Origin of the sequence: Kibdelosporangium aridum (genome assembly GCF_900176515.1) — a bacterium.
In the GTDB taxonomy this organism is placed as follows: Bacteria; Actinomycetota; Actinomycetes; order Mycobacteriales; family Pseudonocardiaceae; genus Kibdelosporangium; species Kibdelosporangium aridum.
Genome location: NZ_FWXV01000009.1, coordinates 179,567 through 205,933, shown reverse-complemented (window position 1 = coordinate 205,933; position 26,367 = coordinate 179,567). Strand labels below are relative to the sequence as shown.

At 65.5% G+C, this 26,367-nt stretch carries 28 protein-coding genes; 14 read left to right on the top strand and 14 right to left on the bottom strand.

Features of this window, described 5'->3' with window-relative positions:
- Positions 1-141: 141 nt before the first annotated feature.
- A complete protein-coding gene (locus B9C43_RS39160; RefSeq protein WP_084432301.1) occupies positions 142-624 on the bottom strand; it encodes an Rv2732c family membrane protein in 483 nt (160 codons plus the stop codon).
- On the bottom strand, positions 621-2,090 hold the full coding sequence (gene miaB, locus B9C43_RS39155) for a tRNA (N6-isopentenyl adenosine(37)-C2)-methylthiotransferase MiaB (protein WP_033388723.1): 1,470 nt from the start codon (positions 2,088-2,090) through the stop codon (positions 621-623). Before miaB ends, B9C43_RS39160 begins: the two co-directional genes overlap by 4 nt.
- A 67-nt stretch (positions 2,091-2,157) precedes the next feature.
- Here miaB and B9C43_RS39150 point away from each other — a divergent pair, with 67 nt between their 5' ends.
- A complete protein-coding gene (locus B9C43_RS39150; protein WP_084432772.1) occupies positions 2,158-3,066 on the top strand; it encodes a TAXI family TRAP transporter solute-binding subunit in 909 nt (302 codons plus the stop codon).
- On the opposite strand, the gene B9C43_RS39145 is transcribed toward B9C43_RS39150, so the two are convergent.
- Together B9C43_RS39145 and B9C43_RS39140 are read right to left on the bottom strand one after the other, a co-directional pair.
- Positions 3,063-4,451: a sensor histidine kinase gene (locus B9C43_RS39145; protein WP_084432298.1), complete on the bottom strand. Its 1,389-nt coding sequence runs from the start codon at positions 4,449-4,451 to the stop codon at positions 3,063-3,065. The genes B9C43_RS39150 and B9C43_RS39145 overlap by 4 nt on opposite strands.
- A gap of 4 nt (positions 4,452-4,455) precedes the next feature.
- Positions 4,456-5,124, bottom strand: a complete 669-nt coding sequence (locus tag B9C43_RS39140; RefSeq protein WP_033388729.1) for a response regulator transcription factor — start codon at positions 5,122-5,124, stop codon at positions 4,456-4,458.
- A gap of 159 nt (positions 5,125-5,283) precedes the next feature.
- Here B9C43_RS39140 and B9C43_RS39135 point away from each other — a divergent pair, with 159 nt between their 5' ends.
- The 5 genes from B9C43_RS39135 to B9C43_RS39115 all read left to right on the top strand — a co-directional run bounded on the left by B9C43_RS39135 (position 5,284) and on the right by B9C43_RS39115 (position 9,348).
- The gene (locus B9C43_RS39135; protein ID WP_143446934.1) at positions 5,284-6,012 is read left to right on the top strand and encodes an amino acid ABC transporter ATP-binding protein; all 729 of its coding nucleotides are present in this window, start codon (positions 5,284-5,286) and stop codon (positions 6,010-6,012) included.
- Between the two features lie 52 nt (positions 6,013-6,064).
- The gene (locus B9C43_RS39130) at positions 6,065-6,946 is read left to right on the top strand and encodes a glutamate ABC transporter substrate-binding protein (RefSeq protein ID WP_033388731.1); all 882 of its coding nucleotides are present in this window, start codon (positions 6,065-6,067) and stop codon (positions 6,944-6,946) included.
- A 66-nt stretch (positions 6,947-7,012) separates the two neighbouring features.
- Complete coding sequence (locus tag B9C43_RS39125) at positions 7,013-7,693, top strand: amino acid ABC transporter permease (protein WP_033388732.1); 681 nt, start codon at positions 7,013-7,015, stop codon at positions 7,691-7,693.
- Positions 7,690-8,598, top strand: a complete 909-nt coding sequence (locus tag B9C43_RS39120) for an amino acid ABC transporter permease (protein WP_084432292.1) — start codon at positions 7,690-7,692, stop codon at positions 8,596-8,598. The genes B9C43_RS39125 and B9C43_RS39120 overlap by 4 nt, the downstream gene beginning before the upstream one ends.
- A gap of 129 nt (positions 8,599-8,727) precedes the next feature.
- On the top strand, positions 8,728-9,348 hold the full coding sequence (locus B9C43_RS39115) for a TetR/AcrR family transcriptional regulator (protein WP_033388734.1): 621 nt from the start codon (positions 8,728-8,730) through the stop codon (positions 9,346-9,348).
- On the opposite strand, the gene B9C43_RS39110 is transcribed toward B9C43_RS39115, so the two are convergent.
- A complete protein-coding gene (locus tag B9C43_RS39110) occupies positions 9,342-10,235 on the bottom strand; it encodes a LysR family transcriptional regulator (RefSeq protein ID WP_084432290.1) in 894 nt (297 codons plus the stop codon). The two genes, B9C43_RS39115 and B9C43_RS39110, sit on opposite strands and share 7 nt — an antisense overlap.
- Before the next feature lie 71 nt (positions 10,236-10,306).
- Between B9C43_RS39110 and B9C43_RS39105 the strand changes: the two genes are divergently transcribed.
- Genes B9C43_RS39105 through B9C43_RS39095 form a run of 3 tightly spaced genes read left to right on the top strand, consistent with a single transcriptional unit; the run spans position 10,307 to position 12,889 of the window.
- Positions 10,307-11,119 carry an SDR family NAD(P)-dependent oxidoreductase gene (locus B9C43_RS39105; protein WP_084432287.1) on the top strand — a complete coding sequence of 271 codons (813 nt, stop codon included), beginning with the start codon at positions 10,307-10,309 and terminating at the stop codon, positions 11,117-11,119.
- Entirely contained in the window at positions 11,116-12,051 is a 936-nt protein-coding gene (locus B9C43_RS39100) for an SDR family NAD(P)-dependent oxidoreductase (RefSeq protein WP_084432284.1), read from the top strand. The genes B9C43_RS39105 and B9C43_RS39100 overlap by 4 nt, the downstream gene beginning before the upstream one ends.
- Positions 12,052-12,085: 34 nt before the next feature.
- The gene (locus B9C43_RS39095; RefSeq protein ID WP_084432281.1) at positions 12,086-12,889 is read left to right on the top strand and encodes an SMP-30/gluconolactonase/LRE family protein; all 804 of its coding nucleotides are present in this window, start codon (positions 12,086-12,088) and stop codon (positions 12,887-12,889) included.
- Between the two features lie 622 nt (positions 12,890-13,511).
- Here the strand turns inward: B9C43_RS39095 and B9C43_RS58935 are convergent.
- The 5 genes from B9C43_RS58935 to B9C43_RS39070 form a co-directional block, all read right to left on the bottom strand.
- Positions 13,512-13,772, bottom strand: a complete 261-nt coding sequence (locus B9C43_RS58935; RefSeq protein ID WP_235039100.1) for a hypothetical protein — start codon at positions 13,770-13,772, stop codon at positions 13,512-13,514.
- 619 nt (positions 13,773-14,391) lie between these two features.
- On the bottom strand, positions 14,392-15,153 hold the full coding sequence (locus B9C43_RS39085) for a succinate dehydrogenase/fumarate reductase iron-sulfur subunit (protein WP_033388739.1): 762 nt from the start codon (positions 15,151-15,153) through the stop codon (positions 14,392-14,394).
- A 1-nt stretch (position 15,154) separates the two neighbouring features.
- Positions 15,155-17,080 (bottom strand): fumarate reductase/succinate dehydrogenase flavoprotein subunit, encoded by a 1,926-nt coding sequence (locus B9C43_RS39080; protein WP_084432278.1) that lies wholly within the window; start codon positions 17,078-17,080, stop codon positions 15,155-15,157.
- Between the two features lie 14 nt (positions 17,081-17,094).
- Positions 17,095-17,892: a hypothetical protein gene (locus tag B9C43_RS39075; protein ID WP_084432275.1), complete on the bottom strand. Its 798-nt coding sequence runs from the start codon at positions 17,890-17,892 to the stop codon at positions 17,095-17,097.
- Between the two features lie 31 nt (positions 17,893-17,923).
- Positions 17,924-18,205 carry a hypothetical protein gene (locus B9C43_RS39070; RefSeq protein WP_033388744.1) on the bottom strand — a complete coding sequence of 94 codons (282 nt, stop codon included), beginning with the start codon at positions 18,203-18,205 and terminating at the stop codon, positions 17,924-17,926.
- A 660-nt stretch (positions 18,206-18,865) separates the two neighbouring features.
- Here B9C43_RS39070 and edd point away from each other — a divergent pair.
- The 5 genes from edd (at position 18,866) to B9C43_RS39045 (ending at position 23,355) form a co-directional block, all read left to right on the top strand.
- A complete protein-coding gene (gene edd / locus B9C43_RS39065) occupies positions 18,866-20,713 on the top strand; it encodes a phosphogluconate dehydratase (RefSeq protein ID WP_033388758.1) in 1,848 nt (615 codons plus the stop codon).
- Positions 20,710-21,342, top strand: a complete 633-nt coding sequence (gene eda / locus B9C43_RS39060) for a bifunctional 4-hydroxy-2-oxoglutarate aldolase/2-dehydro-3-deoxy-phosphogluconate aldolase (protein WP_084432272.1) — start codon at positions 20,710-20,712, stop codon at positions 21,340-21,342. The genes edd and eda overlap by 4 nt, the downstream gene beginning before the upstream one ends.
- A gap of 57 nt (positions 21,343-21,399) precedes the next feature.
- Positions 21,400-21,720 carry a hypothetical protein gene (locus B9C43_RS39055; protein WP_033388745.1) on the top strand — a complete coding sequence of 107 codons (321 nt, stop codon included), beginning with the start codon at positions 21,400-21,402 and terminating at the stop codon, positions 21,718-21,720.
- Positions 21,720-22,940 (top strand): DUF6973 domain-containing protein, encoded by a 1,221-nt coding sequence (locus B9C43_RS58930; RefSeq protein WP_235039099.1) that lies wholly within the window; start codon positions 21,720-21,722, stop codon positions 22,938-22,940. The genes B9C43_RS39055 and B9C43_RS58930 overlap by 1 nt, the downstream gene beginning before the upstream one ends.
- Before the next feature lie 76 nt (positions 22,941-23,016).
- A complete protein-coding gene (locus B9C43_RS39045) occupies positions 23,017-23,355 on the top strand; it encodes a hypothetical protein (protein ID WP_143446905.1) in 339 nt (112 codons plus the stop codon).
- Positions 23,356-23,359: 4 nt separating this feature from the next.
- Here B9C43_RS39045 and B9C43_RS58925 read toward each other — a convergent pair whose 3' ends face one another.
- The 4 genes from B9C43_RS58925 to B9C43_RS39030 form a co-directional block, all read right to left on the bottom strand.
- Positions 23,360-23,785 carry a regulatory protein RecX gene (locus B9C43_RS58925; protein ID WP_235039098.1) on the bottom strand — a complete coding sequence of 142 codons (426 nt, stop codon included), beginning with the start codon at positions 23,783-23,785 and terminating at the stop codon, positions 23,360-23,362.
- Between the two features lie 35 nt (positions 23,786-23,820).
- Complete coding sequence (locus tag B9C43_RS58920; RefSeq protein WP_235039097.1) at positions 23,821-24,363, bottom strand: hypothetical protein; 543 nt, start codon at positions 24,361-24,363, stop codon at positions 23,821-23,823.
- Between the two features lie 525 nt (positions 24,364-24,888).
- Positions 24,889-25,932, bottom strand: coding sequence for a recombinase RecA (gene recA, locus B9C43_RS39035; RefSeq protein WP_033388747.1), 1,044 nt, complete (start codon positions 25,930-25,932; stop codon positions 24,889-24,891).
- Between the two features lie 141 nt (positions 25,933-26,073).
- Positions 26,074-26,268, bottom strand: a complete 195-nt coding sequence (locus B9C43_RS39030) for a DUF3046 domain-containing protein (protein WP_033388748.1) — start codon at positions 26,266-26,268, stop codon at positions 26,074-26,076.
- Positions 26,269-26,367: the final 99 nt, after the last annotated feature.

Here is a 26,367-nt window from a genome sequence, read left to right as displayed (position 1 = left end):
AACGACGGCCGGGTGGGGACATGACATTCCTTCCGGAAGGAAGCAGGGAAAGAAAAGCCTGTCCCGCGAGCTTATGAGCGCGCTCGGATACCGATCAATCGGCCGAAAGTCGGCCCTTCACAGGAAAATCAGGCCGCCCGGTCAGTCGGTCGCCCTGTCGGCATGCGGAAGATCCGGCCGCGACCACGCGGCGCGGAACCAGTACGTCGCGATCACGACCATCGCGATCTCGGCGATGACCAGCCCGATGCCCGGCGACGCGTCGGGTGTCGACTGCCGCGACCAGATCGCCAGCACGCCGTCGACCGAGGCGAACCAGCCACCGATGGCACACACCCAGGTCAACGCCCATCGCCTGGTGATCAAGGCCAGCATCGAGGCCAGCACGCCGAACCCGACCGAAGTCGCGGCGAACAGCCGGGGCACTACGCCCGCCTTGCCCTCGACGTGGCCGAGCAGCACCTGCCAGCCGTTCGCACCGTTGATCCACGGCAGCAGCTGGCCGATCAGCAGCACCATCACCGCCGCCGAGATCACGATCGCCCTCGCGCCAAGGTCGACCGTACGGATCGCCTTGCGCTCCACCGCGTCGATCTCCTCGCGCAGGTGGTCGACCTCGCTCATCGGACCGCACATCCTTCTTCGCTTGTCGCAACCGCCGGTGGCTTGCCGAAGCCGGGCAGCCCGAGGCTGATCCCGTTGGTCTTCGGCCGCAGACCGGCCTCGGAGTTGTCGCCCGCCCGGGTCCGCCGGTGGCTCACCAGCTCACCGTCGGCCACGAGGTGGTGCGGCGCGCCGTAGGTCACCGTCGCCTCGACCACGTCTCCGGGCCTTATCTGAGCCTCTCCGGGCGTGAAATGCACCAGCCGACCATCTCTGGCCCGGCCGCTCATCCGGAGCGTGTCAGCGTCCTTACGGCCCTCTCCGGCGGAGACCAGCACCTCGAGGGTCTTGCCGACCAGCTCCTTGTTCAGCTCCCAGGAGATCTCCTCCTGCAGGGCCACCAGCCGGTCGTAGCGCTCCTGCACGACCTGCTTGGGCACCTGGGCGTCCATGTCGGCGGCGGGCGTCCCGGGGCGCTTGGAGTACTGGAACGTGAACGCGCCCATGAACCGGGCCTGGCGGACCACGTCCAGCGTGGCCTGGAAGTCCTCCTCGGTCTCACCGGGGAAGCCGACGATGATGTCGGTGGTCAGCGCCGCGTCCGGCATGGCAGCGCGGACCTTCTCGATGATCCCGAGGTAGCGCTCGGAGCGGTAGGAGCGGCGCATCGCCTTGAGCACCCGGTCGGAGCCGGACTGCAGCGGCATGTGCAACTGGTGGCAGACGTTCGGGGTCTCGGCCATCGCCGCGATCACGTCGTCGGTGAAGTCCTTGGGGTGCGGCGAGGTGAACCGGACCCGCTCGAGCCCCTCGATCTCGCCGGTGGCGCGCAGCAGCTTGCCGAACGCAAGCCGGTCGCCGAACTCGACGCCGTACGAGTTGACGTTCTGCCCGAGCAGCGTCACCTCGAGCACGCCCTCGTCCACAAGCGCTTGGACCTCGGCGAGGATCTCACCGGGACGACGGTCCTTTTCCTTGCCGCGCAACGACGGGACGATGCAGAACGTGCACGTGTTGTTGCAGCCGACCGAGATCGACACCCAGCCGGAGTAGGCCGAGTCACGCCGCGCGGGCAACGACGAGGGGAAGACCTCGAGCGCCTCGAGGATCTCGACCTGCGCCTCCTCGTTGTGCCGGGCACGCTCCAGCAGCGTCGGCAACGAGCCGATGTTGTGCGTACCGAACACGACGTCCACCCAGGGCGCGCGCTTGACGATCTCGCCCTTGTCCTTCTGCGCGAGGCACCCGCCGACGGCGATCTGCATGCCGGGGTGGGCCTTCTTGGTCGGCAGCAGGTGGCCGAGGTTGCCGTAGAGCTTGTTGTCCGCGTTCTCCCGGACCGCGCACGTGTTGAGGACCATCAGGTCAGGCGTCTCGTCGCCGGCCGCGGCCGTGTACCCGGCCTCCTCGAGCATGCCGGCCAGCCGTTCGGAGTCGTGCACGTTCATCTGGCAACCGAACGTGCGGATGGCATAACTCCGAGTCACAATAACTCCTCAACAGGTGGTGTCTCGCCCAATCAGGGTAGTTCCCACGTCTGGCACCATCGTGACCGTGTCTCGAAAGCTCGTCACGCTGATTGCGGTGCTGCTGGTCCTGGCCGGTTGTACCAGTGTGACCGAGAACCTCCGGCTGACCATCGCGACCGGGTTCTCCAGCGGCGTGTACTACAAGCTGGGCCGGGCGCTGGCGGGGGAGTGGTCCAAGCAGACCGGCATGGCGGTGCCTGCCGTGCTGGAGACCCAGGGGTCGAACGACAACGTCAACCGGCTGGAATCGGGCGAGGCGGACATCGCCTTCAGCGCGGCCGACGTCGCGGTCGACCGGCGGAACGAGAAGTTCAGCGCGCTCGCCCGGATCTACGACGACTACCTGCACATCGTCGTGCGCGCGGACTCCCCGATCCGGACGATGACCGACCTCGACGGCAAGCGGGTCGGGGTCGGCGCGGCGAACTCGGGCGTCATCACGATCGCCAAACGCGTACTGGACATCACCAAGATCAACGCCGAGACCTTCGAGTACGGCCTGCAGCGCTCCACCGAGGCGTTGCGCAACCGCGAGATCGACGCGTTCTTCTGGTCCGGCGGCCTGCCCACCGACGAGATCGTCCAGCTGGGCAAGGACGAGAACATCCGTCTGCTGGACATGAGCGAGCAGATGAGGACGATCCGCGGCGATTTCGGGTACTACGGCGCCGCGACCATCCCGTTGTCGACCTACCGGACGGCCAACACCGTGCCGGTGACCACGTTGACCGTGCCGAACCTGCTGATGGTGACCGACCGGCTGTCCGCGGGCGCCGCCAAGGCACTGACCCAGGGCATCTTCGCCGCTCAGCAGGAGCTGGCGAACGTCAGCAGGGCGGCCAACTCGATCGACATCCGCTCGGCCGTGGAGACACAGCCAGTCCCGCTGCATCCCGGTGCGCGCGAGTACTACCGCGACGAGAAACGGATCTAGGCGCTCGGCAGCTGAATGGTGACGCGCAGACCGCCGCCGTCGGGCAGGTCGAGCTTCACGTCGCCGCCTGCTCGTTCGACCAGCCTGCGCGTGATCGCCAGGCCAAGACCCGATCCGGTGATGTTCTGGTGCGCCGGGCTGCGCCAGAACCTGTCCGTCGCCCGTTCGAGTTCTTCCGGCTGCAGACCTGGTCCGTGGTCACGCACTGCGATGTACACGTTCGTGTCATCTTCGGTGATGTCGACGTTCACCACCGATCCTTCGGCGGTGAACTTCAAAGCGTTGTCCAGCAAGGCGTCCAGCATCGCCTCGACGCTGCGCGGCGGCGCCTTGGCGAATACCTCTTCGGCTGAAGCCGACAGTTCCAACGTCACGTCACGAGAGTCCGCGACCGCCTCCCAGTCGGTCAGCCGCGTACTCACCGTGGCGACCAAGGCGACTGGAACGAGTTCCCCGCCGATGTTTTCCGCACGGGCCATCGCCAGCAGATCGTCGACGATCTGGCTCAGCCGGTCCGTCTCCGCCATCGCGGCGACGTGATGCTCGGCCTCCTCGGCGTCGACGTGCCCCTCCAAATTGCTCAGTCGCAACCGCAGCGCGGTCAAGGGGTTCCGCAATTGGTGTGACGCGTCCGCGACGAAAGCCCGTTGCGCGGCAAGGGTGTCACTGACACTCGTGGCCATCTGGTCGAAGGATCTGCTGAGGTGTCTCAGCTCCGCGGGCCCGTGCCCGTCGTCGACCGGTGGCACCGGGCGACCGCTCATCACCGCGGCCACCAACGATCCTGTCGCTTGATCGAGCCTGCGGACGGGCCGCAACGTCCAGCCGACCAACGGCAACGCGACCAGCACCGCCAAACCGAGGGCCAAGACGCCGCCGATGACGATCACAGCCCACCAGAACAAGACCCGGCCACGCGCCGCGCCGGTCGGTGATCGGGTGATGACCGCGCCCTGCACCTCGCCGTCGACCAGCACCGGCTCGGCGATCACCAACAGCTCGCTGTCCCAAGGCAGCAGCAGGGAAGCCGACTCGGGATGCTTGCCACCCAGCGCGTTGTTCAGCTCCTGCGTGACTTCGTCTGCCTGGAACGGCGGCTGCTGCGAGGCACTCGAACTGGCGACGGGAACCCTGTCCCGGTTGAACACGACCGCGTCGATGTCGTACGTGGTGCGGAAGCTGATCAGCTCGTCCCGGAGCGCTTCCTCCTCCTGGTCGAGCAACGGCCGTTGCGCCAAGGAGGCGTACCGGCTGGTGTCGGTCAGCCGGTCGAGGAACAGGTCCTGCTGCTCGCGCTGCGCGACGCTGAGCGCCAGCGGCACACCGAGGCCGACGACGAGCAACGCGACCAGTGACAGGACGATGCCGAGCAGCCGGACGCGCATCGCATCACTCCGGACGGCCAGCGAGCCGGTATCCCACGCCGCGCACGGTCTCGATCAGCGCTGGCCGCCCGAGTTTCGTGCGCAACGTCGCCACATGCACATCCAGTGACCGGTTCTCCGCCGTACCGCTGCGGCCCCACACCTCGGCGAGGATCTGGTCCCGCGGGCACACCGCGCCCCGCGCGGACATCACCAGTGTCAGGACTTGGAATTCTTTCCTCGACAAACCAACTGGCTTGCCCGCGACCGTCACCTCGTGCCTGCCGATGTCGACACGGACGTCTTCGAAGACAATGGGTTCCGTGTTCGACTGACCACGATCCGTGCTCCTGCGCCGAACCGCGTGCACCCGGGCCACCAACTCACCGACGTCATACGGTTTCACCAAGTAATCGTCGGCGCCGGCCTGCAACGCCAGGATGCGGTCGTCCACCTCGCCGCGCGCGGACACGACGATGACCGAGACGTCACTCACCGCCCTGATCTGGCGACAAAGCGTCATCCCGTCGATGTCGGGCAGCCCCAGATCCAGCAGGATCACGTCGACTTCGCCGACCAGATCCAGCACGCCACGCCCGTGGGCCAGCCTGCGAACCGCCAGGCCGCGCTTGACCAGGGCCGGGACCAGCGCCTGTGCGACCCGGTCGTCGTCCTCGACAAGGAGCACTCGCACGCGTGTCCCTCCGCATGTGTCATGACCATGTGACAGAGTTGAGACCCTAAGTGTTGCTCAAGGTCGCTGGACTGTGTGAGCCGAGGCCCCTAGGTTTCCGCCAACGCACGCTCGCGGAGTTTTGGAGGATTGATGACCGAAGTAGCTGCCGCGCCTCCGATGATTCGGATGAAGGCGGTAGACAAGTTCTTCGGGCCGTTGCATGTCCTCAAGGACATCAACCTCGAGATTCCCAAGGGCGAGGTCGTCGTCGTGCTCGGTCCGTCGGGTTCGGGCAAGTCGACGCTGTGCCGGGCGATCAACCGGCTGGAGCCGATCAACTCCGGCGAGATCGAGGTCGACGGCAAGCCGTTGCCCGCCGAGGGCAAGGACCTGGCCAGGCTGCGTGCGGACGTGGGCATGGTGTTCCAGTCGTTCAACCTGTTCGCGCACAAAAGCATCGTGGACAACGTGACGCTCGCGCCGATCAAGGTCCGCAAGGTCTCCAAGGACGAGGCCCGCAAGACCGGGATGGCACTGCTCGAGCGGGTCGGTATCGCCAACCAGGCTGACAAGTACCCCGCACAGCTCTCCGGCGGCCAGCAGCAGCGTGCCGCGATCGCTCGGGCGCTGGCCATGCGTCCCAAGGTGATGCTGTTCGACGAGCCGACCTCCGCATTGGACCCCGAAATGGTCCAGGAGGTGCTGGACGTGATGACCAGCCTCGCCAAGGAGGGGATGACCATGCTGGTCGTCACCCACGAGATGGGCTTCGCGCGCAAAGCAGCCGATCGGGTGATTTTCATGTCCGACGGCGAGGTGGTGGAGGACTCCACTCCGGACTCGTTCTTCACCGACCCGAAGTCCAACCGCGCGAAGGACTTCCTTGGCAAGATCCTGACGCACTGACCCGCGCTTGGCAGGGGCAGCGGGAAACGAAGTAGATCGGAAGGAACAGCTAATGCGGTTCAGTCGGGCTATGCGTGCCGGCGTCGTTGTCACGGCACTGGCCCTCGCCGTCACCGCTTGTGGCGGCAGCAACAACGGTTCGGGTTCCGGCTCGGGCAACACCAGCGGTGCCCCCGCGGCGGGCTCCGGCCTGGTCGCGAAGGCCAAGACCGGCAAACTGACCATCGGCATCAAGTTCGACCAGCCCGGCCTCGGCCTGAAGACGCCGGACGGCAAGTACACCGGCTTCGACGTCGAGGTCGCCAAGTACGTGGCCAAGCAGCTGGGTGTGGACGAGTCCGGGATCACCTGGAAGGAAGCCCAGTCCGCCGAGCGCGAGAACCTGATCAAGAAGGGTGAGGTCGACTTCATCGTCGCCACCTACTCGATCACCGACAAGCGCAAGAACGACGTCAGCTTCGCCGGCCCGTACTTCGTCGCGCACCAGGACCTGCTGGTCCGCGCGGACAACACGGACATCACCGGCCCTGAGTCGCTGAACAACAACAAGAAGCTCTGCTCGGTCAAGGGCTCGACGCCCGCGCAGAACGTCAAGGACAAGTACGCCAAGGGCGTGCAGCTGCAGGAGTTCGGCAAGTACTCCGACTGCCTCACCCCGCTGACCAACGGCAGCCTCGACGCGATGACCACCGACGACATCATCCTGGCCGGTTACGCCGCGCAGCAGGCGGGCAAGCTCAAGCTGGTCGGCAAGGGCTTCTCGGACGAGAAGTACGGCATCGGCCTGAAGAAGGACGACAAGGAAGCCCAGGCCGCCATCAACAAGGCCATCCAGCAGATGCAGTCCAGCGGCGAGTGGAAGAAGGCGCTGGAGAGCACGGTCGGCCCGTCGGGCTACAAGATCCCGGACCCGCCGGCGATCACCGAACTGTAAATCCTCCTCATGACTTCGGGGGCACCCGCGAGGGTGTCCCCGAAGCTTTGGGCGGCAAGGAGTTCCATGTTTGACTTCCTGAGCGAGTACGACCTGCTCGGAGCCTTCTGGACGACGGTGCGGCTGTCGTTCTTCTCGGCGATCGGCTCGCTCGTGTGGGGCACGGTCCTGGCAGCCATGCGGGTCAGCCCAGTGCCGATCATGCGCGCGTTCGGCACGGTGTACGTGAACGTCATCCGTAACACCCCGCTGACCGTGCTGATCCTGTTCACGTCTCTCGGCCTGTCGTACACGCTCGGCGTGCAGCTGGCCGCGCAGGACTCGCCGACTTCGCTGGCGGACAACTCGTTCCGGCTGGCTGTGCTCGGATTCATCGTCTACACCTCGACGTTCGTCTGTGAGGCGATGCGGTCGGGCATCAACACCGTGCCGGTCGGCCAGGCCGAGGCGGCTCGGGCGCTGGGCCTGACGTTCATCCAGGTGCTGGGGATCATCGTGCTGCCGCAGGCGTTCCGGTCGGTGATCGCACCGCTCGCGAGCGTGCTCATCGCGCTGATCAAGAACACCACGGTCGCCGCGGTCATCGGCGTCGGTGAGGCCGCGCTGTTGATGTCGGAGATGGTGGAGAACGAGTCCGACTCGCTGCTACTGGTCTTCCTCGTCTTCGCGATCGGCTTCGTGATCCTGACCCTGCCGGTCGGTCTGCTGCTTGGCTGGGTCGCCAAGAAGGTTGAGGTCAAGCGATGAGCGCCCCGTCCGTCCTCTACGACGCACCCGGGCCGAAGGCGAAGGCCCGCAACAACATCATCAACGTGGTGTTCGTCGTGGTGCTGCTGTGGGTCGCGTATCTCGTCTACAGTGGATTCGACGAGAAGGGCCAGTGGGCAGGCGCGCTGTGGAAGCCGTTCGTCGAGTGGTCCACTTGGGACCAGTTCATCATCCCCGGCCTGCTGGACACCTTGAAAGCCGCCGCGCTGGCAATCGTGATCGCCTTGCCGATCGGTGCGCTGCTGGGCATCGGGCGGCTGTCGCACCAAAAGTGGATCAGCGTCCCGGCCGGCGTGATAGTGGAGTTCTTCCGCGCGATCCCGGTGCTGTTGTTGATGGTGTTCGCCGCGGAGCTGTACGCGGGCTACACGGACATCGACGCGGAGATCCGGCCGTTGTTCGCGGCGGTCACAGGTTTGGTGCTGTACAACGCTTCCGTTCTCGCTGAGGTGTTCCGGGCAGGCATCAACGCCCTGCCCAAGGGCCAGAGCGAGGCCGCGCAGGCGCTGGGCATGCGCAGGACCCAGGTGATGACGAACATCCTGCTGCCGCAGGCGGTCACGCTGATGCTGCCCGCCATCGTCAGCCAGCTCGTCGTCGTGTTGAAGGACACCGCGCTGGCCGGTCAGTTGACCATCGGCTACACGGAACTGATCCGTACATCGGGCGGGATCACCGGTAACTTCTCCAACACCATCCCGACGCTGATCGTGGTCGCGACGATCTACATCGTGCTCAACATGCTGCTGAGCCTGCTGGCCAGCAAACTGGAGCAACGACTGTCCCGCCGCAACCGCCCCACCAGGGGCGTCAAGGCGGACAAGATCGAGAAGGTCGAAGTCCACATCGGAACCGACGCCGACGCGGGCGGAGCAGCACGGTAAATCACCCTCTCGAACGGCCCCGCTCCGGTGAGCGGGGCCGTTTCTTGCTATTTGGGCACCGCACGCAGGAGTTTCACTGTGCGGACCGCGACGCGACAGGTCGTGCACCGAGCGTGCTCTAATTCGCAGATGCGCTCCAAAACGCGGGACAAGGTGCTCAAAGCCGGGAAAGACCTGTTCAACGAGCAGAGCACGGCTGCGGTGAGCATCGAGGACATCGCGGCCGCGGCCAGGGTCAGCGCAAGCGACCTGCACGCCCATTTCCGCGACAAGCAGGAGATCATCCGGGCGCTGTTCGACGAGTACATCCACGCGTTGGACGGCGACTGGCGGCCGGCCAAGGACCCCGCCAAGAACATCGCCATGGTGGTCAAGAACCTTGCCGAGCTGAACAAGATGCGCTGGGAGTACAGGTTCGTCAACCGTGAACTGATCCTGCTGGTCCGTGCCGACAGCCGGATACGAGCGGCCTACCAGGCGACCTTCGAGCGCAGGTTCAGCGAGCTGCGCGTACTGGTCCAGCAGATGGTCCTGCAGGACCTGGTCCGGGTGCCCCGGCTGCCGCGAACCATCGACGACCTGCTGATGAACGTCTGGCTGATCTCCGACAGCTGGTTCTCGCACATGGAGCTCACCGGCGATCCCACGGATGCGGACCACGCCAACCGGGTCAACGACGTGCTCATGGTCAGCCTCGAGCCTTACTTGACCGACCAGGGCAGGGAGCTGTTCGAGAAGTTCGCTCAATAGTGTGCGGCGATGGCTTCGGCGAGGCCGGCTGCCGGTTCGCTGAGCGGGTCGCGCAGCCACGCCAACACCGTTCGCCGGATTTCGCTGGAGCCGCCGCGGACGTCAACGATCCGCACGCCCGGCGGCACGACCGGAGCGAGCGAGTCGGACACGGTCGTGATGCCGCACCCGGCGGCGACCATGCTCAGTTTGGCGAGCCAGTCGCGCGCGGTGTGAGCGATCCGCGGTCGTTCGTCCAATCCTGGCCACACCCCCATCTCGGTCGCGGACGCGCTGGCGATCCATACCTGATCGTGTAGTTCGTCGATATCGACCGAGTCCCTGCTGCCGAACGGATGCGTGGCAGGCACCGCAAGCCGCAGGGTGCGTTCGGCCAAGACCCGTGTCCGGAATGCCGGGGTTTCCGTGTCGAACGGGCGGAACGGCGGCGCGGCGGCAAGCAACGCGAGGTCGATGGTGCCGGCGCGAAGTGCTCTCACCAGATTGGCCGAACCTCCTTCCCTGGTGAGCACGGTGATCGCCGGATGAGCTCTTCTCAGTGCCGAAATCGCTTGCGGCACAACGACCGCGCCCGCCGTGGGGAACCAGCCAAGCCGGACGGTGCCGCCATCGGCAGGCAATCCGGCGAGTTCCCGCCCGGTCGCGTCGATCTGGTCGAGCACGATGGCCGCTCTTCTGAGCACCACATGTCCTGCTGGCGTGAGCTGTACACCATCGTGTCGTCTTTCCAGCAGCTGCGCCTTGGCGACCCGTTCAAGCGACGCGATCTGGCGTGAGACAGCGGATTGCGTGTAGCCGAGGACGTTCGCCGCGGCGGTGAGCGTGCCCCGCTCGGCGACCTCGCGGAAGACCCGCAGGGCGACCAGTGACACGTCCATGAAGTCCATGACTATTACGCATACCAGGTCTGCGTAACTTTCGTTACTCGCATGGCTGGATCCGGCATAGCGTCAAGGACATGATCGCTTTAGTCACCGGAGCCAACCAGGGAATCGGGTTCGCACTCGTCGAGGAGCTCGCCGCGCGCCTTGGCCACGAGGACCGGATCCTGCTCACCGGCCGCAACCCGGAACGAGTCGCGAAGGCCGCTGCGCAGATCGGTGGTCAGGTCGAGGGCCGGGTATTGGATGTCACGGACGTGGACGCCGTGGCCAAGCTGGCAGCCGAACTCGGCGCGGTCGACATCGTGTTCTCCAACGCGATCGGCCCGCTCACGCCAGACCGGCCGCAGTCCGCGCAGGTCGATGAATTCGTCGCGGTGGCCAACGGCGGGACGCACGCGATGCTTCGCTCGTTCGGGCCGATTCTGCGGCCCGGCGGGCGGTTCATCGTGGTCGCCAGCGCGCTGGGTACATTGGATCGCCTCGATCCGCGACTGCGTCCGTTGTTCGACAACGTTTCGCTCGATCAGGTGGAAGACGCGATCGCCAAGTGGGTGGCCGAAATCCACGCGGGTACCGCGGACCTGTGGCCACAGTGGATCAACATTCCGTCCAAAGTGGCACAGGTGGCCGCGGTCCGTGCCGTTGCCGCGCAACGCCGGGACGAGGACATCGAGGACAACACGCTCGTCGCCTCGATCTGTCCAGGTCTTGTTGACACACGGGCCTCTCGGCCGTGGTTCGACGCCATGGACAAAGCGCTGACACCTGCCGAAGCAGCACGGCGCGTGCTGAATTTCGTGCTCGCGGACTTCGACCCGGCCACGTACGGCGAACTCGTCCAGTTCGGCAGGGTCCTTCCGTGGCACGGCCAGGAGAGGAAATCATGATCAAGACATCGTTCGGATTCAGCACAACCGCGGCAGAAGCCGTCTCAGGCATCGATCTGGCGGGCCGCCGCGCCGTGGTCACCGGTGGAGCGTCCGGTATCGGCGTAGAAACCGCGCGTGCGCTCGCTTCTGCTGGCGCTGAAGTCACTTTGGCCGTCCGGAACACCGACGCCGGCGCTCAGACAGCCAAGGACATCACAGCCACGACAGGCAATGAAGCTGTCCACGTTGACCCGTTGGACCTCACCGACCTGGCGTCAATCAATGCCTTCACGGACGCCTGGGACGGCCCAATACACATCCTGGTGAACAACGCGGGCGTGATGGCATCGCCCGCGACATTCACCTCACCGGGCTGGGAACTGCAGTTCGCGACCAACCACCTCGGCCATTTCGCGCTGACCACCGGACTGCACACCGCACTGGCTGCCGAAGGCGCCCGGATCGTCGTGGTCAGCTCCAGCGGCCACATGCTGTCACCCGTGATCTTCGACGACCTGAACTTCGCCTTCCGCCGCTACGACCCGTGGCTCGCGTACGGCCAGTCCAAGACCGCGAACGTGCTGTTCGCCGTCGAAGCCACCCGAAGGTGGGAAAGCGACGGCATCACCGCCAACGCCCTGATGCCCGGCGCGATCCTCACCAACCTCCAGCGGCATATCGGCAGCCAAGGCTCGGGACAAATTCCGCCCGAACTGATGAAGACGCCACAGCAGGGAGCAGCCACGTCGGTAGTGCTCGCCACGTCCCCCCTGCTGGAAGGCATCGGCGGCAAGTACTTCGTCGACTGCAACGAGACACCGGTGGTGGACAAACGCCCGGACGTGCCGATGCAGGGAGTGGCGCGGTACGCGGTCGACGCGGCCAATGCGGAACGGCTGTGGAATGTCTCCAAGGAGATGTGTCGATCCGGGCTTCGCTCGTTCGTGTAGAGGTCGAGAAGCCCCTCGACCTGCAGGAGACGACATGATCCTGATGAGTGATCTGGTGATCGGCGAGTCACCGCGCTGGCACGACGGACGCCTGTGGTTCTGCCACTGGGGACCGGACGAAGTGATCGCGATGGACCCGGCGGGCAAGTCGGAAGTGGTGGGCAGCGGAGCCCATTCGATCGACTGGCTGCCGGACGGCCGGATGCTGATCGTGTCGAAGAAAGGCGGCCTGCTCCGCCAGGAGCCATCCGGTGAACTGACCCGCCTCGCGGACGGCGAGTTCAACGAGATCGTGGTGGATGGCCGGGGAAACGTCTACGTGAACGCGGTGGGCTTCGACTTCATGGGGTTCCTGAAGGGAGAAGCCGAATTCGGAACCGGAACGATCACCCTGATCACCCCGGACGGAACAAAAAGAGAAGTAGCCGACGACATCCACTTCGCCAACGGCATGGTGGTGACACCGGACAACAAGACCCTGATCATCAGCGAGTCCTTCGCCCGCCGCCTGACCGCATTCGACATCGCCCCCGACGGCACACTGAAAAACCGCCGAATCTGGGCCGAAAACATAGGCCCAGACGGAATAACGATGGACGCCGAAGGCTCGATCTGGACCTCGGAAACCGACCACGACGTGGTCCGGATAAAAGAAGGAGGCGAAGTCCTGCAACGAATAGAACTGGACCGCAGCGCCTTCGCCTGCATGCTCAGCGAAGACACGCTGTACGTGATGGCAGCGAAGTGGAACCCGGAAAACCCCTTCGGCGGTGACCCAACAGGCCAAGTACAGGCATTCCCAGCCCCAGCACCCGGCGCAGGCTGGCCCCGCCACTGAGCCCACGCACCTCGCCTCGCTCGGGGCTGGTTCGCGTAGGCCGCTCCATGGCCATACCGGAGGGAATCCCCAGCGCTGCCGCACCAAGAAAGTCACCCGTCATCCAGGACAAACCACAGTCCCGGTTGGACCACAGCGACCGACTTTGAAACACGACAAACCCCCAACCCCACCCCAGAGCATCCCCCGCCACTCCCCGGCAGAGGGTCGGCGAAGTCGGTTTGTGGTTGTCAGGTGGAGATTCCGAGCTGGGTGAGTGGTCGGGGTGGTGTCTCGGCTCGTGTGGCGTAGGCCTCGGGCGATGTTGGTGTATCCGAGGTGGCGCAGGGTGCTGATGGTGAAGTTGCGCAGGCAGGCCCTGAAACGGGGTGCGTTGCCGGTGCGGACCCCGGGAGTGGTCTTCGGCGCAGGTGACATCCCGGACCCGGTGCAGCCGGTTTTCGATGCGTCAGTGGTTGCGGACATAGGCCGCGACCTGCGCGGGGTGGACTGCGTGTCGGGCATCAGCGGTCACGACCTTTCCGGCCAGGTCGATCTGGTCAAGCAGAGGCGCGAACCAGGCAATCTCGCTGGTCGCGGCGGGGCCTGCCGTTGGCCCAGCACGATTCCCTCGCTGCGCTGCTCACTGGCGGTGTGGGTGACCGCCGATGAGCAACAGCACGCCCGCGCCGCCGGTGCGCGTGAACGTGCCGCGCACCGATGTCCCGTCGATCGCGACCGCCGCCGGCGGGCTGCCTGCGGCCAGATCGTCCCCGGCCTGGTTGTTGGTGCGGGCGGTGCGCCAGGCGCTGATCGCGGCATCCAGCACGTCACCGTCCACGTGCTGAGCCAGCCGCCGCACCGTCGATTCCTCCGGCGCCCACATGCCGATCACGGCAGGCATCGAACCGCGCACCCCGTATCGCCAGCGGCCGCCGGGACAGATCAGAGATCCATTCCCCGATCCCGGCGAAGGACCGCGCACCGGCCAGCACCGCCGCCGCAGCCAACAGTGACCCAGCGGAATGCCGCACACCCCGCCGATCCCGCCGATCCGGCACCAGCGCCAGGTAATCCCGCAGGTCAACCACCTGCTCCCGGGGTGATCACCGGTTCCGCATCGCCGTCAGGAACAGAGGCCAGTCCACCGAACGCAGCAGGGATCAAGCAGAATTCCACCACCGGCACGGCTCTCTCATGATCATGGGACCTCGACAATCACATGACCAACGACGCCGTGCCCGACCCATGAACCGGATGATCAACTTTGCCGACCCCCCCACCACTCCCGGGGGCGACCCCGATCCCATTCTATCGGGGGTATGGCCTGGTCAAAGAGTTACCTGGCGGTTGTGGACAACCAGATTTGCGAACGGACCGTTCGCGCGAAGTCCCACGCTGGTCGTCGCCTGTCCGGTACGGAATGCGAAGGCACGCGCCCAGCCCAGACTCGGGCTTCGGCGTAGCGGAGATAGGTCGTCGCCTGCCCCCGGCACCATTGCCAGGAGCAGGCGACGGGGTGATCAGCTCTTCTTCGACGAACGCCGGAACAGCTTGTTGCCCAGCCACACGACTGGGTCGTACCGCTTGCCCGCGACTCGTTCCTTCATCGGAATGAGGGCGTTGTCGGTGATCTTGATGTGTTCCGGGCAGACCTCGGTGCAGCACTTGGTGATGTTGCAGTAGCCGAGGCCGTGCTCGTCCTGCGCGGCGTCGCGGCGGTCCGCGGTGTCGAGCGGGTGCATCTCCAGCTCGGCCACGCGCATCAGGAACCGTGGACCGGAGAAGGCTTCCTTGTTCTCCTCGTGGTCACGCACGACGTGGCACGTGTTCTGGCACAGGAAGCACTCGATGCACTTGCGGAACTCCTGCGAGCGCTCGACGTCGACCTGCTGCATCCGGTACTCGCCCGGCTTGAGGTCCGGCGGCGGCGTGAACGACTGCACCTCACGTGCCTTGGTGTAGTTGAACGACACGTCCGTCACCAGGTCGCGGACCACCGGGAACGTCCGCATCGGCGTCACGGTGATCACTTCGTCCTCGGTGAAGGTCGACATCCGCGTCATGCACATCAGCCGCGGCTTGCCGTTGATCTCCGCCGAACACGATCCGCACTTGCCCGCCTTGCAGTTCCAGCGGACTGCGAGGTCGGGCGCTTGCGTGGCCTGCAGGCGGTGGATGATGTCGAGGACGACCTCGCCCTCGTTCACCTCGATGACGTAGTCCCGCAGCTCGCCGGACTCGTCGTCGCCCCGCCACACCCGGAATTGCGCTTTGTAACCCATGTCAGGCTTTCCTTCCCGGGTGCGCGGCCAGCTCCTCGTCGGTGTAGTACTTCTCCAGCTCGCCGATCTCGAAGAGCTCGAACAGCTCCTGGCGCATCGGCACCTGTGGCTTCTCAGTCACGTCGATGCCGGGTACCACCGCGTCGCCGGAGGCGATCGAACAGACCAGGAGCTTGTTGCGCCAGGAGCTGTTCATCGACGGGTGATCGTCACGCGTGTGCCCGCCGCGGCTCTCCTCGCGCATCAGGGCAGCCTTGGCGACGCACTCGCTCACCATCAACATGTTGCGCAAGTCGATGGCCAAATGCCAGCCCGGGTTGAACTGGCGATGTCCTTCGACGACCACGTTGCGGATGCGGCCCTTGAGCTCTTCCAGCTTGTCCAGCGCCTGCTGCATCTCGCCGGCCTTGCGGATGATGCCGACCAGGTCGTTCATCGACTGCTGCATCTCACTGTGCAGTGTGTACGGGTTCTCCTCGACCCCGTCACCCGTCGGGTCGAACGGTGCGACGGCCATCTTCGCTGCTTCGTCCACATCGGACTGCGCGATCTCCGGACGAGCCGACAGCCCTTCGATGTAGTCGGCGGCACCCGCACCGGCGCGACGGCCGAACACGAGCAAGTCCGACAAAGAGTTGCCGCCCAACCGGTTCGAGCCGTGCATGCCGCCCGCGACCTCACCGGCCGCGAACAGGCCGGGCACGGTGGCCGCGGCGGTGTCCGGGTCGACCTCGACACCACCCATCACGTAGTGACAGGTCGGACCGACTTCCATCGGCTCGGCGGTGATGTCCACGTCCGCCAGTTCCTTGAACTGGTGGTGCATCGACGGCAGTCTGCGCCGGATCTCCTCGGCGGGCATCCGGCTGGAGATGTCGAGGAACACGCCGCCGTGCGGGGATCCACGGCCCGCCTTGACCTCCGAGTTGATCGCACGGGCGACCTCGTCACGCGGCAACAGGTCCGGCGTGCGCCGGTTGTTGTCCGGGTCGGTGTACCAGCGGTCGGCTTCTTCCTCGTTGTCGGCGTACTTGTCCTTGAACACCTCGGGGATGTAGTCGAACATGAAGCGCTTGCCGTCGGAGTTGCGCAGCACACCACCGTCACCGCGAACGCCTTCGGTGACAAGGATTCCCTTGACGCTCGGCGGCCAGACCATGCCGGTCGGGTGGAACTGGATGAACTCCATGTTGATCAGCGTCGCGCCCGCGCGCAGCGCCAGCGCGTGGCCGTCGCCGGTGTACTCCCACGAGTTCGACGTGACCTTGAAGGACTTGCCGATCCCGCCAGTGGCCAGCACCACCGCGGGCGCCTCGAACAGGATGAACCGCCCCGACTCACGCCAGTAGCCGAACGCACCGGCGATCCGGTCAGTGCCATCAGAACTGTCCTTGAGCAACTCGGTGACCGTGCACTCCTGGAAGACCTTGATCTTCGCCTCGTAGTCGCCGGTCTCCTTGTGGTCTTCCTGTTGCAGCGACACGATCTTCTGCTGCAACGTGCGGATCAGCTCGAGGCCGGTCCGGTCACCGACGTGTGCCAGCCTCGGGTACTCGTGGCCGCCGAAGTTGCGCTGTGAGATCCGGCCGTCCTTGGTGCGGTCGAACAACGCGCCGTAGGTTTCCAGCTCCCAGACGCGGTCCGGGGCTTCCTTGGCGTGCAGCTCGGCCATCCGCCAGTTGTTCAGGAACTTCCCGCCACGCATGGTGTCGCGGAAGTGCACTTTCCAGTTGTCGTTGCTGTTCACGTTGCCCATGGAGGCGGCCACGCCGCCCTCGGCCATCACCGTGTGGGCCTTGCCGAACAGGGACTTGCAGACCACGGCGGTACGCAGACCGCGTTGCCGGGCCTCGATGGCGGCTCGCAGACCGGCTCCGCCGGCCCCGATCACGACGACGTCGTACGTGTGCCGCTCGACCTGGGTCATTTACTTCCTCTTTCTCAAACGAAGCGCAGGTCGGAGATCGCACCACTGGCAACGAGCATCACGTACAGGTCGGTGAGCATCAACGTGCCGAGAGTGATCCATGCCAACTGCATGTGCCGGACATTCAGCTTGGACACGAAAGTCCAGAACTTGTACCGGATCGGATGGGCGGAGAAGTGCTTGAGCCTGCCGCCGGCGATGTGGCGGCAGGAGTGGCAGGACAACGTGTAGGCCCACAGCATGATCACGTTGACCAGAAGGATGACGTTGCCAAGGCCCATCCCGAACCCGCCGTCCGGCGAGTGGAACGCGACGATGGCGTCATAGGTGTTGATGACCGCGACAATGGCCGCCACGTAAAAGAAGTAGCGGTGCACGTTCTGCAGGATCAGCGGGAACTTCGTCTCACCCGAGTACTTCGCGTGCGGCTCGGCCACCGCGCAGGCGGTCGGCGACTGCCAGACCGAGCGGTAGTACGCCTTGCGGTAGTAGTAGCAGGTGAGCCGGAAGCCCAGTAGGAACGGCAGGGCAAGGAAACCCATCGGGATCCAGCCGGGCAACTCGCCTATCCACTCGCCAAAGTGCGCTGAGCCCGGTACGCACGACTCGCTGATGCACGGCGAGTAGAACGGTGTCAGGTAGTGGTAGTCGTTGACCCAGTACCACTCGCCCATGAATGACCGGACGGTCGCGTAAATGACGAACGTCGCCAGGCCGAGATTGGTGATCAGCGGCGGGAGCCACCACCGGTCGGTGCGCAAACTGCGCACCGGGATCCGCGCCCGGCCCGGCGCGTTGATTCCAGCGGTCATCTGTCCTCAGTTCGGGTGTTGACTTCTTTGTCTAGTCGTCGTGGCGCACGTACTCGTCGTCGGCCCGGAACATCTCGCGGTCGTACGGGGTGTCCGGCACGACCACGACCTCGTGCTCGGAAACCTGTGGGCGGCGCGGTTGCGGGGTGTCCGGCTCGCTGCGGAAGTCGCACGTGTCGATATCCAGCCGCTCGACGTCGTTGACAAGCCTGCGCACGGCGGGAATGTCGCCGTACTTGGCTCGCAACTCACCCACAGCCGCTTTGACCTGCCCGATGGCACGCTGCAGCTCCGTGATGTCGCTCATCGACATGACCCGACTCCTTCACCGTCCAGAAACACACGTCAGCTACTTCAAGTGCGTCCTTGATCGGCCTGAATCGCTATCGGGCCGGTGGTGGTGGACGCCCTCATGCCGCCGACTGTGCCGCGCCGGTGACCTTGTGACAAGTACCACAGGACATGATCCGCGCTGTGACCGGCCCAACACGCGCCCGGCTCGCCCTGGATCGATTTCTGTGTCCGATGTCACCGGCTCATACTGGGCCTCGGTCCCCGCAAGCGGGAAGCACCTGTGACAGCGGGCACATCCAAACGCTTCGAACGTGCCATGTGTCCAGAAAGTGGAACGTCGGACCGCATGTTGAGAACGTCACAATCGACGCTCCGATGAGTGCCGCCAACAGATAATCGAGGGCTAAGCCCCTCTCGGCGGCGCGGCGGCCCGTCTGGCCGCAAACCATCTACAACGAGGCACATTCCGAACAGCGACATCCAGTTGTTCAACTCACTGTAACTGGATCGATACTGCGATCCGGTCGATAGGGGCCAGCCAACCGTCTCGGATTCACCCCTGAACTCACCCCGATTTTTCTTAATCGATTTTGATCCGCTGGCCACCAGTGGCTACGTTGTGCCTTGTCACACCGTGTGCGACGCCAGCGTTGCCGTCATCACCGATCGGGAGGCCGCAGTGCACACGAAGCTCCACCGCGTCGTCGGCGATGTCACGCAACGTATTGCCGAACGCAGTGCGCGTACCCGTCAGGCGTATCTGGACCGGGTACGTGGCATGGCGACCGACGGGCCTGCGCGGGCCGGGATGGCCTGCAGCAACCTCGCGCATGGCTTCGCCGCGTGCGAAGGTGCGGACCGCGTCGCCGTGCGTGGACTGACCAAGCCAGGCGTGGCGATCGTGTCGTCGTACAACGATCTGCTCTCCGCCCACCAGCCGCTGCACGAGTACCCGGACTGGTTGAAGGACTCAGTGCGCGAGGCAGGCGGCGTCGCGCAGTTCGCCGGTGGAGTGCCCGCGATGTGCGACGGCATCACACAAGGCCGCGCAGGCATGGAACTCTCGCTGTTCAGCCGTGAAGTCATCGCGATGGCCACGGCGATCGCGCTGTCACATGAGATGTTCGACGGCGCGTTGTTGCTCGGCGTCTGCGACAAGATCGTGCCGGGACTGTTGATCGGCGCACTGTCGTTCGGACATCTGCCGTCGATCCTGGTGCCGGCGGGGCCGATGACGTCCGGTCTGCCGAACAAGGAGAAGGCGCGCGTCCGGCAACTGTTCGCCGAGGGTCTCGCTACTCGCGAAGAGCTGCTCGCCGCCGAGTCAGCGTCCTATCACGGGCCTGGAACCTGCACGTTCTACGGCACGGCCAACTCCAACCAGATGGTTGTCGAGGTGATGGGCCTGCATCTGCCTGGCGCGAGTTTTGTACACCCGCATACGCCGCTGCGACGCGCGCTGACCGAAGAAGCCGGCCGTCAGGTCGTTCGGCTGACCCAAACGCGAGGGCAGTACACCCCGATCTCCGAGATCGTGGACGAGAAGTCGATCGTCAACGGCGTGGTCGCACTGCTCGCGACCGGGGGTTCGACCAACCACACGCTGCACCTGCCCGCGATCGCTGCGGCTGCGGGAATCCAGCTGACGTGGGACGACTTCGCAGACCTGTCCGCGGTGGTGCCTTTGCTGGCGCGCGTGTACCCGAACGGCAGCGCGGACATCAACCACTTCCACGCTGCGGGCGGCGTGCAGTTCTTGGTGAACACGCTGCTGGACGCAGGCCTGCTGCACCGGGACGTCAAGACGGTCGCAGGCGGCAGCCTGGATCTGTACCGGCAGGAACCCGTACTGGAGAACGGAAAACTCATCTGGCGCGACGGTGCGACGGAAAGCCTTGACACCGAGGTGCTGCGGAGTGTTGACGACCCGTTCGAGCCGGACGGCGGCCTGCGGATACTGTCCGGCAACCTCGGCCGCGCGGTGATCAAGGTGTGCGCGGTCCAGCACGAGAACTGGACCGTGGAGGCGCCGGCGCGCGTTTTCGAGTCGCAGGAAGAGCTTTCCGCTGCCTTCAAAGCAGGTGAGCTCAACCGCGATGTCGTTGTGGTTGTGCGAAACCAGGGTCCTAAGTCGAACGGAATGCCGGAGCTGCACGGCTTGACGCCCGCGTTGGGAGCGTTGATGGACCGCGGCCACAAGGTCGCGCTGGTGACCGACGGCCGGATGTCCGGTGCGTCCGGGAAAGTCCCCGCAGCCATCCAAGTTTCACCCGAATCGGTGGCAGGCGGTCCGCTGGCCCGGTTGCGGGACGGCGACGTGATCCGGCTCGATGCCGAACACGGCAGGCTGGACATCCTGGCGGACCCCGCGGAATTCGCGGCGCGGTCCATGGTGGAGGTTCCGCGGCCTGCGTGGGAAGGCACCGGGCGAGAGTTGTTCGGCGCCTTGCGTGGCGCGGTGGGCCCTGCCGAGCACGGAGCCACGGTGTTCGGTGGATTGTCGACTTCGATTGGGGATCTGGTGTGACGACCAACAGCGCGGACGAATTGCTCGACCTGTCGCCGGTGATCCCGGTGGTGGTGATCGACGACGTGGATCATGCGGTCCCGGTCGCCGAAGCACTGCTGGCCGGCGGAGTTCCACTGATCGAGCTAACCCTGCGTACGCCGGTCGCGATCGAGGGGATCCAGCGTATTCACAAGGAAGTCCCAGACATCCTGGTCGGCGCGGGCACGGTGGTCACCGCGGCACAAGCCGCACAAGCCCGCGACGCGGGCGCGTCCTTCCTAGTGACCCCAGGTTCAACCGAAAGTGTGGTCGACGCCTGCGCGGAAACCGGATTGCCTTTCCTGCCAGGGGTGAGCACGGTGACCGAAGCCATGCGAATGGCAGAACGCGGGCTGACCGCGCTGAAGTTCTTCCCCGCCGAAGCATCCGGTGGTGTGGATTACCTCAAAGCGCTCGGTGGCCCCTTGCCAGGACTGCGGTTCTGTCCCACAGGTGGGATTTCCGCCGATACAGCGCCTGACTACCTAGCCCTGCCGAACGTCGGCTGCGTCGGCGGATCCTGGCTCGTACCGAAATACGCGTTGTCGCACAACGACTTCAATCGCGTAAAGGTCCTGGCCAAGGCGACTGCCGCACTGCGTTCTTGATCGTCCGGAACCACCCCATCGTCCGCTTCGTCTCACTGGCGGCATCGAGGAGGGGACATGGGAACGGGCTACGCAGTCGTCATCGACGAGATTCGCCGTGCGTCGACGGCAGCCGACGACGCGGCGGAAATCGCGGGCAAAGTCGATCTAGCCGCCGCCATCGGTCCAGTTGGCCAGGCCTTGCCCGGTTCGAAATCAGCCGGTTCAGTGAATCGGCTGATGCCGTACTGGAAGAACGAGGTCACGTCGTGGGCGGCTGACGCGAAGGCGTACGCCGCGAACTTGTCCTCGGCCGCTGACCGGTACGAGCAGAACGAGCAGGCCGCGGCGGCTGATTTCCGCGTCGGCGGCACTCGCGGCGGAATGCGGGCCGAGTGATGGTCAGCTACGGGGATGTCAAGCAGTGGCGTGCGGCCGCGCTGGACGAAGCGGTCGGGGAACTGAACAAACGGGGCGATGAACTCCTCGGGATGAGCGACGAGCTCTCCGCGAGTGGAAAACCCGACAGCTGGGTCGGTTCCGGCGCCAACGAGGCCGAGCAGGCACGGACGAGAACAACCGATCGGATGGAGCACGTCGTCGCAGGTGTCGCTGCCGCCCGGCGCGCCGTCGCGGACGCCTCGGACTCGGTCACCGTGCTCGAACGTCTGGTGCGCGAAACCGACGATGTGGCTACGGCCAACGGATTCTCGATCACCAACGAGGGCCAGATCGTTCCACAGGCCACCGCCGGAGATGGTGGTTTCTTCGACCAGATCAGCGTCATGGCCGATCTCGCGAACCGTGTCAGCACGATTCTTGAGCGTGCGAACGATGTCGATGTGTTCCTGTCCGGGGTGCTCGACAAGATCTCGGGCGGCCAGATCACCGACGGCGGCGCGACAAGTCTGGCGGATGCCAGCGCACAGGGCGAGAAACAAGGCAGCCTGCACGAAGAACTGCTGAAGAAATACAACGTCTCAATCGACCCGGGCGGCATCGTCAGCTATCCGGACGGCGCCCTCGGCTGGGTCCTCGAGAAATTCGGCATCGAGCCGATGAACATGACCGCGGGTGAAGCGGCCCTGCTGGACGACATCGGCCTCGCCGGCACGAAAGACGCGTACGACATCTACAAAACCGCTGTGCACGACGCGGAGAACGTGTTCGACCGGCAAGGACTGACCGACGGGCATTCCGACGCGTTCCGGCACGCCTACTGGAACGCGATGCTGGCCAACCGGTTCGGCCCGGAATGGACCGAGCAGTACACCACCGCGCACGAACGCGTCGGGACGAACAGTGCCGCGGCGGAAGCGATGGACCTGCACAACAACGAGGTCGGCAGGCGGATCGCGGCCGAGCACCCGGACGCGAGCCCGGAGGAATTGAAAGGCCTGGTCGAGCAGGCGGTACGGAACGGCGAAATGGTGGTCGTCGGCCCGGACGGGCAACTGGTGCGCAGCAACGAGGTTCCGATGGGCCAGACTGGGCGCGCCGAGGGCCCGCCTGCCGAGGGCGGTCAGGATCCGAAACCACAAGACAAGTACGAGGACAACACTTCTGGTGGCTACAACCCGGGCAGCGATGGCGACAACTACGGCACGTACGACAACTAGAGCGCTGGTGGCGGGCTTCATCGTCATACTTGCGGGATTTCTGACCGCCGCGTGCGGCACGGACGGAGGGGGAAAGTTGACCGAGGACGTGAACCTGTCGAAGCAGCTGGCTGATCTGCGGCAGAACGGCGGGTCGGTGTTGTTGCGCGACCTGACCGGCGGCGATTGGGACAAGGTCTACATCTCGCCGGAACCGGTGAGCCGCGACCTCGTGGAGAAGGAGGTCGGCGCGAAGGTGGACATGGAGGACGTGTTCATGCAGCGCGGGAACATCCTGGTCTTCATGAAGGACAGCTCGGTGCAACGCGCCACCTTCATCACACCAAACCTGCTGCGTGACGGCACCTATGGCGCGGACGTGAAGCTGGAGGCGGCAGGCGGGACAGCGTTGATCAAGCTGAGCTCGTCGAAGTAAAGATTCACTCCAGGGTGTCGAGGAGATCGGTCTCCTCGCCGAAGCTGGCCAGTTCATCCTTGACGACGCGATAGGCCAAGCCCTGCGTGTACCCCTTGCGGGCAAGCATGCCGACCAGTCGCCGGATCTTGGTCTGCTGGTCGGCGGACCGCATGGACGGAAGCTTCTTGCGGACCAATTGACGCGCGCGCTCTTCCTCAGCCTCTTCGTCGACAGCGGAAACAGCCTCCGCGGCCGTGTCGTTGTCGACACCCCGACGACGAAGCTCGACGCTCAACGCCTTGCGCCCCATGCCCTGATAGGTGTGCCGAGAGCGAACCCACATCTCGGCGAACGCCTTGTCATCGATCAGCCCGACCTCATCAAGCCGACCAAGCACCCGCTCAGCAACCTCGGGCGCGATCTCCTTGCGCAACAAAGCCTTGTACAACTCAGAACGGGTCCTGGGCCGAGCAGTGAGCAAAGTCAGGCAGATGTCCTTGGCGTGAGCTTCGGGGTCACGGTCAACCTCAGCGGCCTTGCGCGGACGGCGTTCCTCACCCTCGCCTGTGTCCGAACCACCCCGGCGCCGCCGATCACCACGCCGCCGACTCGCCCTCCGATCCCGTAGATCGGTGACGGCGCTGTCCGTGGCTGAAGAATCCGTGTCGGCGACCGGTCGCCGCCCAGCCTGGGGCTGAGGTTGCGCGACGCGCGGCCGCTGCGGCTTAGTACGACTGACAGCCTGAGGCTGTTCAGACACCTGAGCCAGCCGAGCACGCAGTTCTGCCAGCCGCGGATCCTGAGAAGACTGCGCATCCTGAGGCGCTTCAGACACCTTGGCCACGCCAACACGCGAATCTGTCGGCCGAGCTTCCCGGGAAGATCCCGCACCGCGAGACCGAGACGCCGCGGCACCCTCCGCGCCCGATCCTCGCTCAGCACGACCACCAGCCACAGGCTCTTCAGACACCTCGGCCACACCAACACGCGAATCTGCCAGCCCACCATCGCGAGAAGACTGCGCATCCCGTGACTGCTCGACACCTTCCGAGCGCTGTCCTCGTGACTCGGCGCGATCCACAACCTGGGGCTGCTGCGGCACTCGAGCCAGCCGAGCGTCCCGGGAAGGTCGTGCCTCTTGAGGCACAGGCCGTGCGGCGGAAATCTCGGCCATCGGGCTGCGCAGATCAGCCATGACCTCGTCCGGTTCCGGCGAGGCGTCAGTTTCCTGCGATGTCGGCTGCGTCGCCGCAAACTCGATCGCCGCAGACCCAGTCGGCGCAGACCCAGTCGAGCCGGGCTCAGTCGACGCGGACCCAGTTGAGCCGGGTTCAGTCGTCCGGGACTCGGGCGAGTTGGGCTCGGGGTGGGCATCCCGCCCGGCCTTCGGCGCCACGTCTGGTTCCGAAGGCCGGTGCGCGGGATGTGTCGGCGCCGGCAGGTCGGGTTCTTCCCCGGCCCAAGGGTCGATACCCGGTTCCGCCGGTGCCTGGGCTCGCTGGTCTGTCACCCAGTCCTTGAGCCACGTCAGATCGCCAGAATCGTCTGGCATCAGAAGTCGACAGGGGCGGGCGCCGCTTCCTCGGCGTCAAGCTTCGGGCCGATCCCCATCTTGTCCTGGATTCGCTTCTCGATGTCGTTGGCGACGTCCGGGTTCTCCCGCAGGAACCGCCGGGCGTTCTCCTTGCCCTGCCCGAGCTGGTCACCCTCGTAGGTGTACCAGGCGCCGGACTTGCGCAGGATGCCCTGGTCGACGCCCATGTCGATGAGCGAGCCCTCACGGCTGACGCCCAGGCCGTAAAGGATGTCGAACTCGGCCTGCTTGAACGGCGGGGCCACCTTGTTCTTGACGACCTTGACCCGGGTGCGGTTACCGACCGGCTCGCCGCCGTCCTTCAACGTCTCGATCCGGCGCACGTCGAGCCGGACCGACGCGTAGAACTTCAGCGCCTTGCCACCGGTGGTGGTCTCCGGCGAGCCGAACATCACGCCGACCTTCTCACGCAGCTGGTTGATGAAGATCGCGGTGGTGCCGGAGTTGCTCAGCGCACCGGTGATCTTGCGCAGCGCCTGGCTCATCAGCCGGGCCTGCAGACCGACGTGGCTGTCACCCATCTCGCCCTCGATCTCGGCGCGGGGCACGAGGGCCGCGACGGAGTCGATGACCAGGATGTCCAGCGCGCCGGAGCGGATCAGCATGTCCGCGATCTCCAGCGCCTGCTCACCGGTGTCCGGCTGGGAGACCAGCAGTGCGTCGGTGTCGACGCCGAGCGCCTTGGCGTACTCGGGGTCGAGCGCGTGCTCGGCGTCGATGAACGCCGCGATGCCGCCTGCCTTCTGCGCGTTGGCCACGGCGTGCAGGGCGACGGTCGTCTTACCGGAGGATTCCGGGCCGTAGATCTCGACGATGCGGCCGCGGGGCAGGCCGCCGATCCCGAGCGCGACGTCAAGGACGATGGAGCCGGTCGGGATGACCTTGATCGGGGCACGCGCCTCTTCGCCGAGACGCATGACCGAGCCCTTGCCGTACTGCTTGTCGATCTGGGCGAGGGCGAGCTCGAGTGCCTTGCCCCGGTCGGGTGCTGCTGGTGCCATCTGATGTCCACCTCGTTGGGTCGAGCGGTCTGTGTCGGAGGAGACGCTACGGGTGGGGACCGACAATTTCGGGGGACCGCCGATCCCGGTGCGCAGCCATCGTAGCGAACACGTGTTCGAGCCGTTCGCGCGACACGCCGGTCAGCGCCTCTCGGGTGGGACCCCGAAGTCGTCGCAGACCGCGCGCCAGATCTCCTTGGGTTCGAAGCCTGCCTCGAGCGCCTGGTCGACGGTGCGACCGCCGAGCGCGCCGAGCACGTGGTCACGGGCGAGCATCTCGGCGCGGACAGCACCGAACTCGGTGGACATCAGATTGCGGAAGACCGTGGTACGCATCGACGACTAGGTTAGTGAGCGTGGAAGCACCGAGTGGACTCGAGTCGATGGGCCTGACCGTCCTGGCGATCGCCAGCGTGCTCGCCGCGCTGATCACGG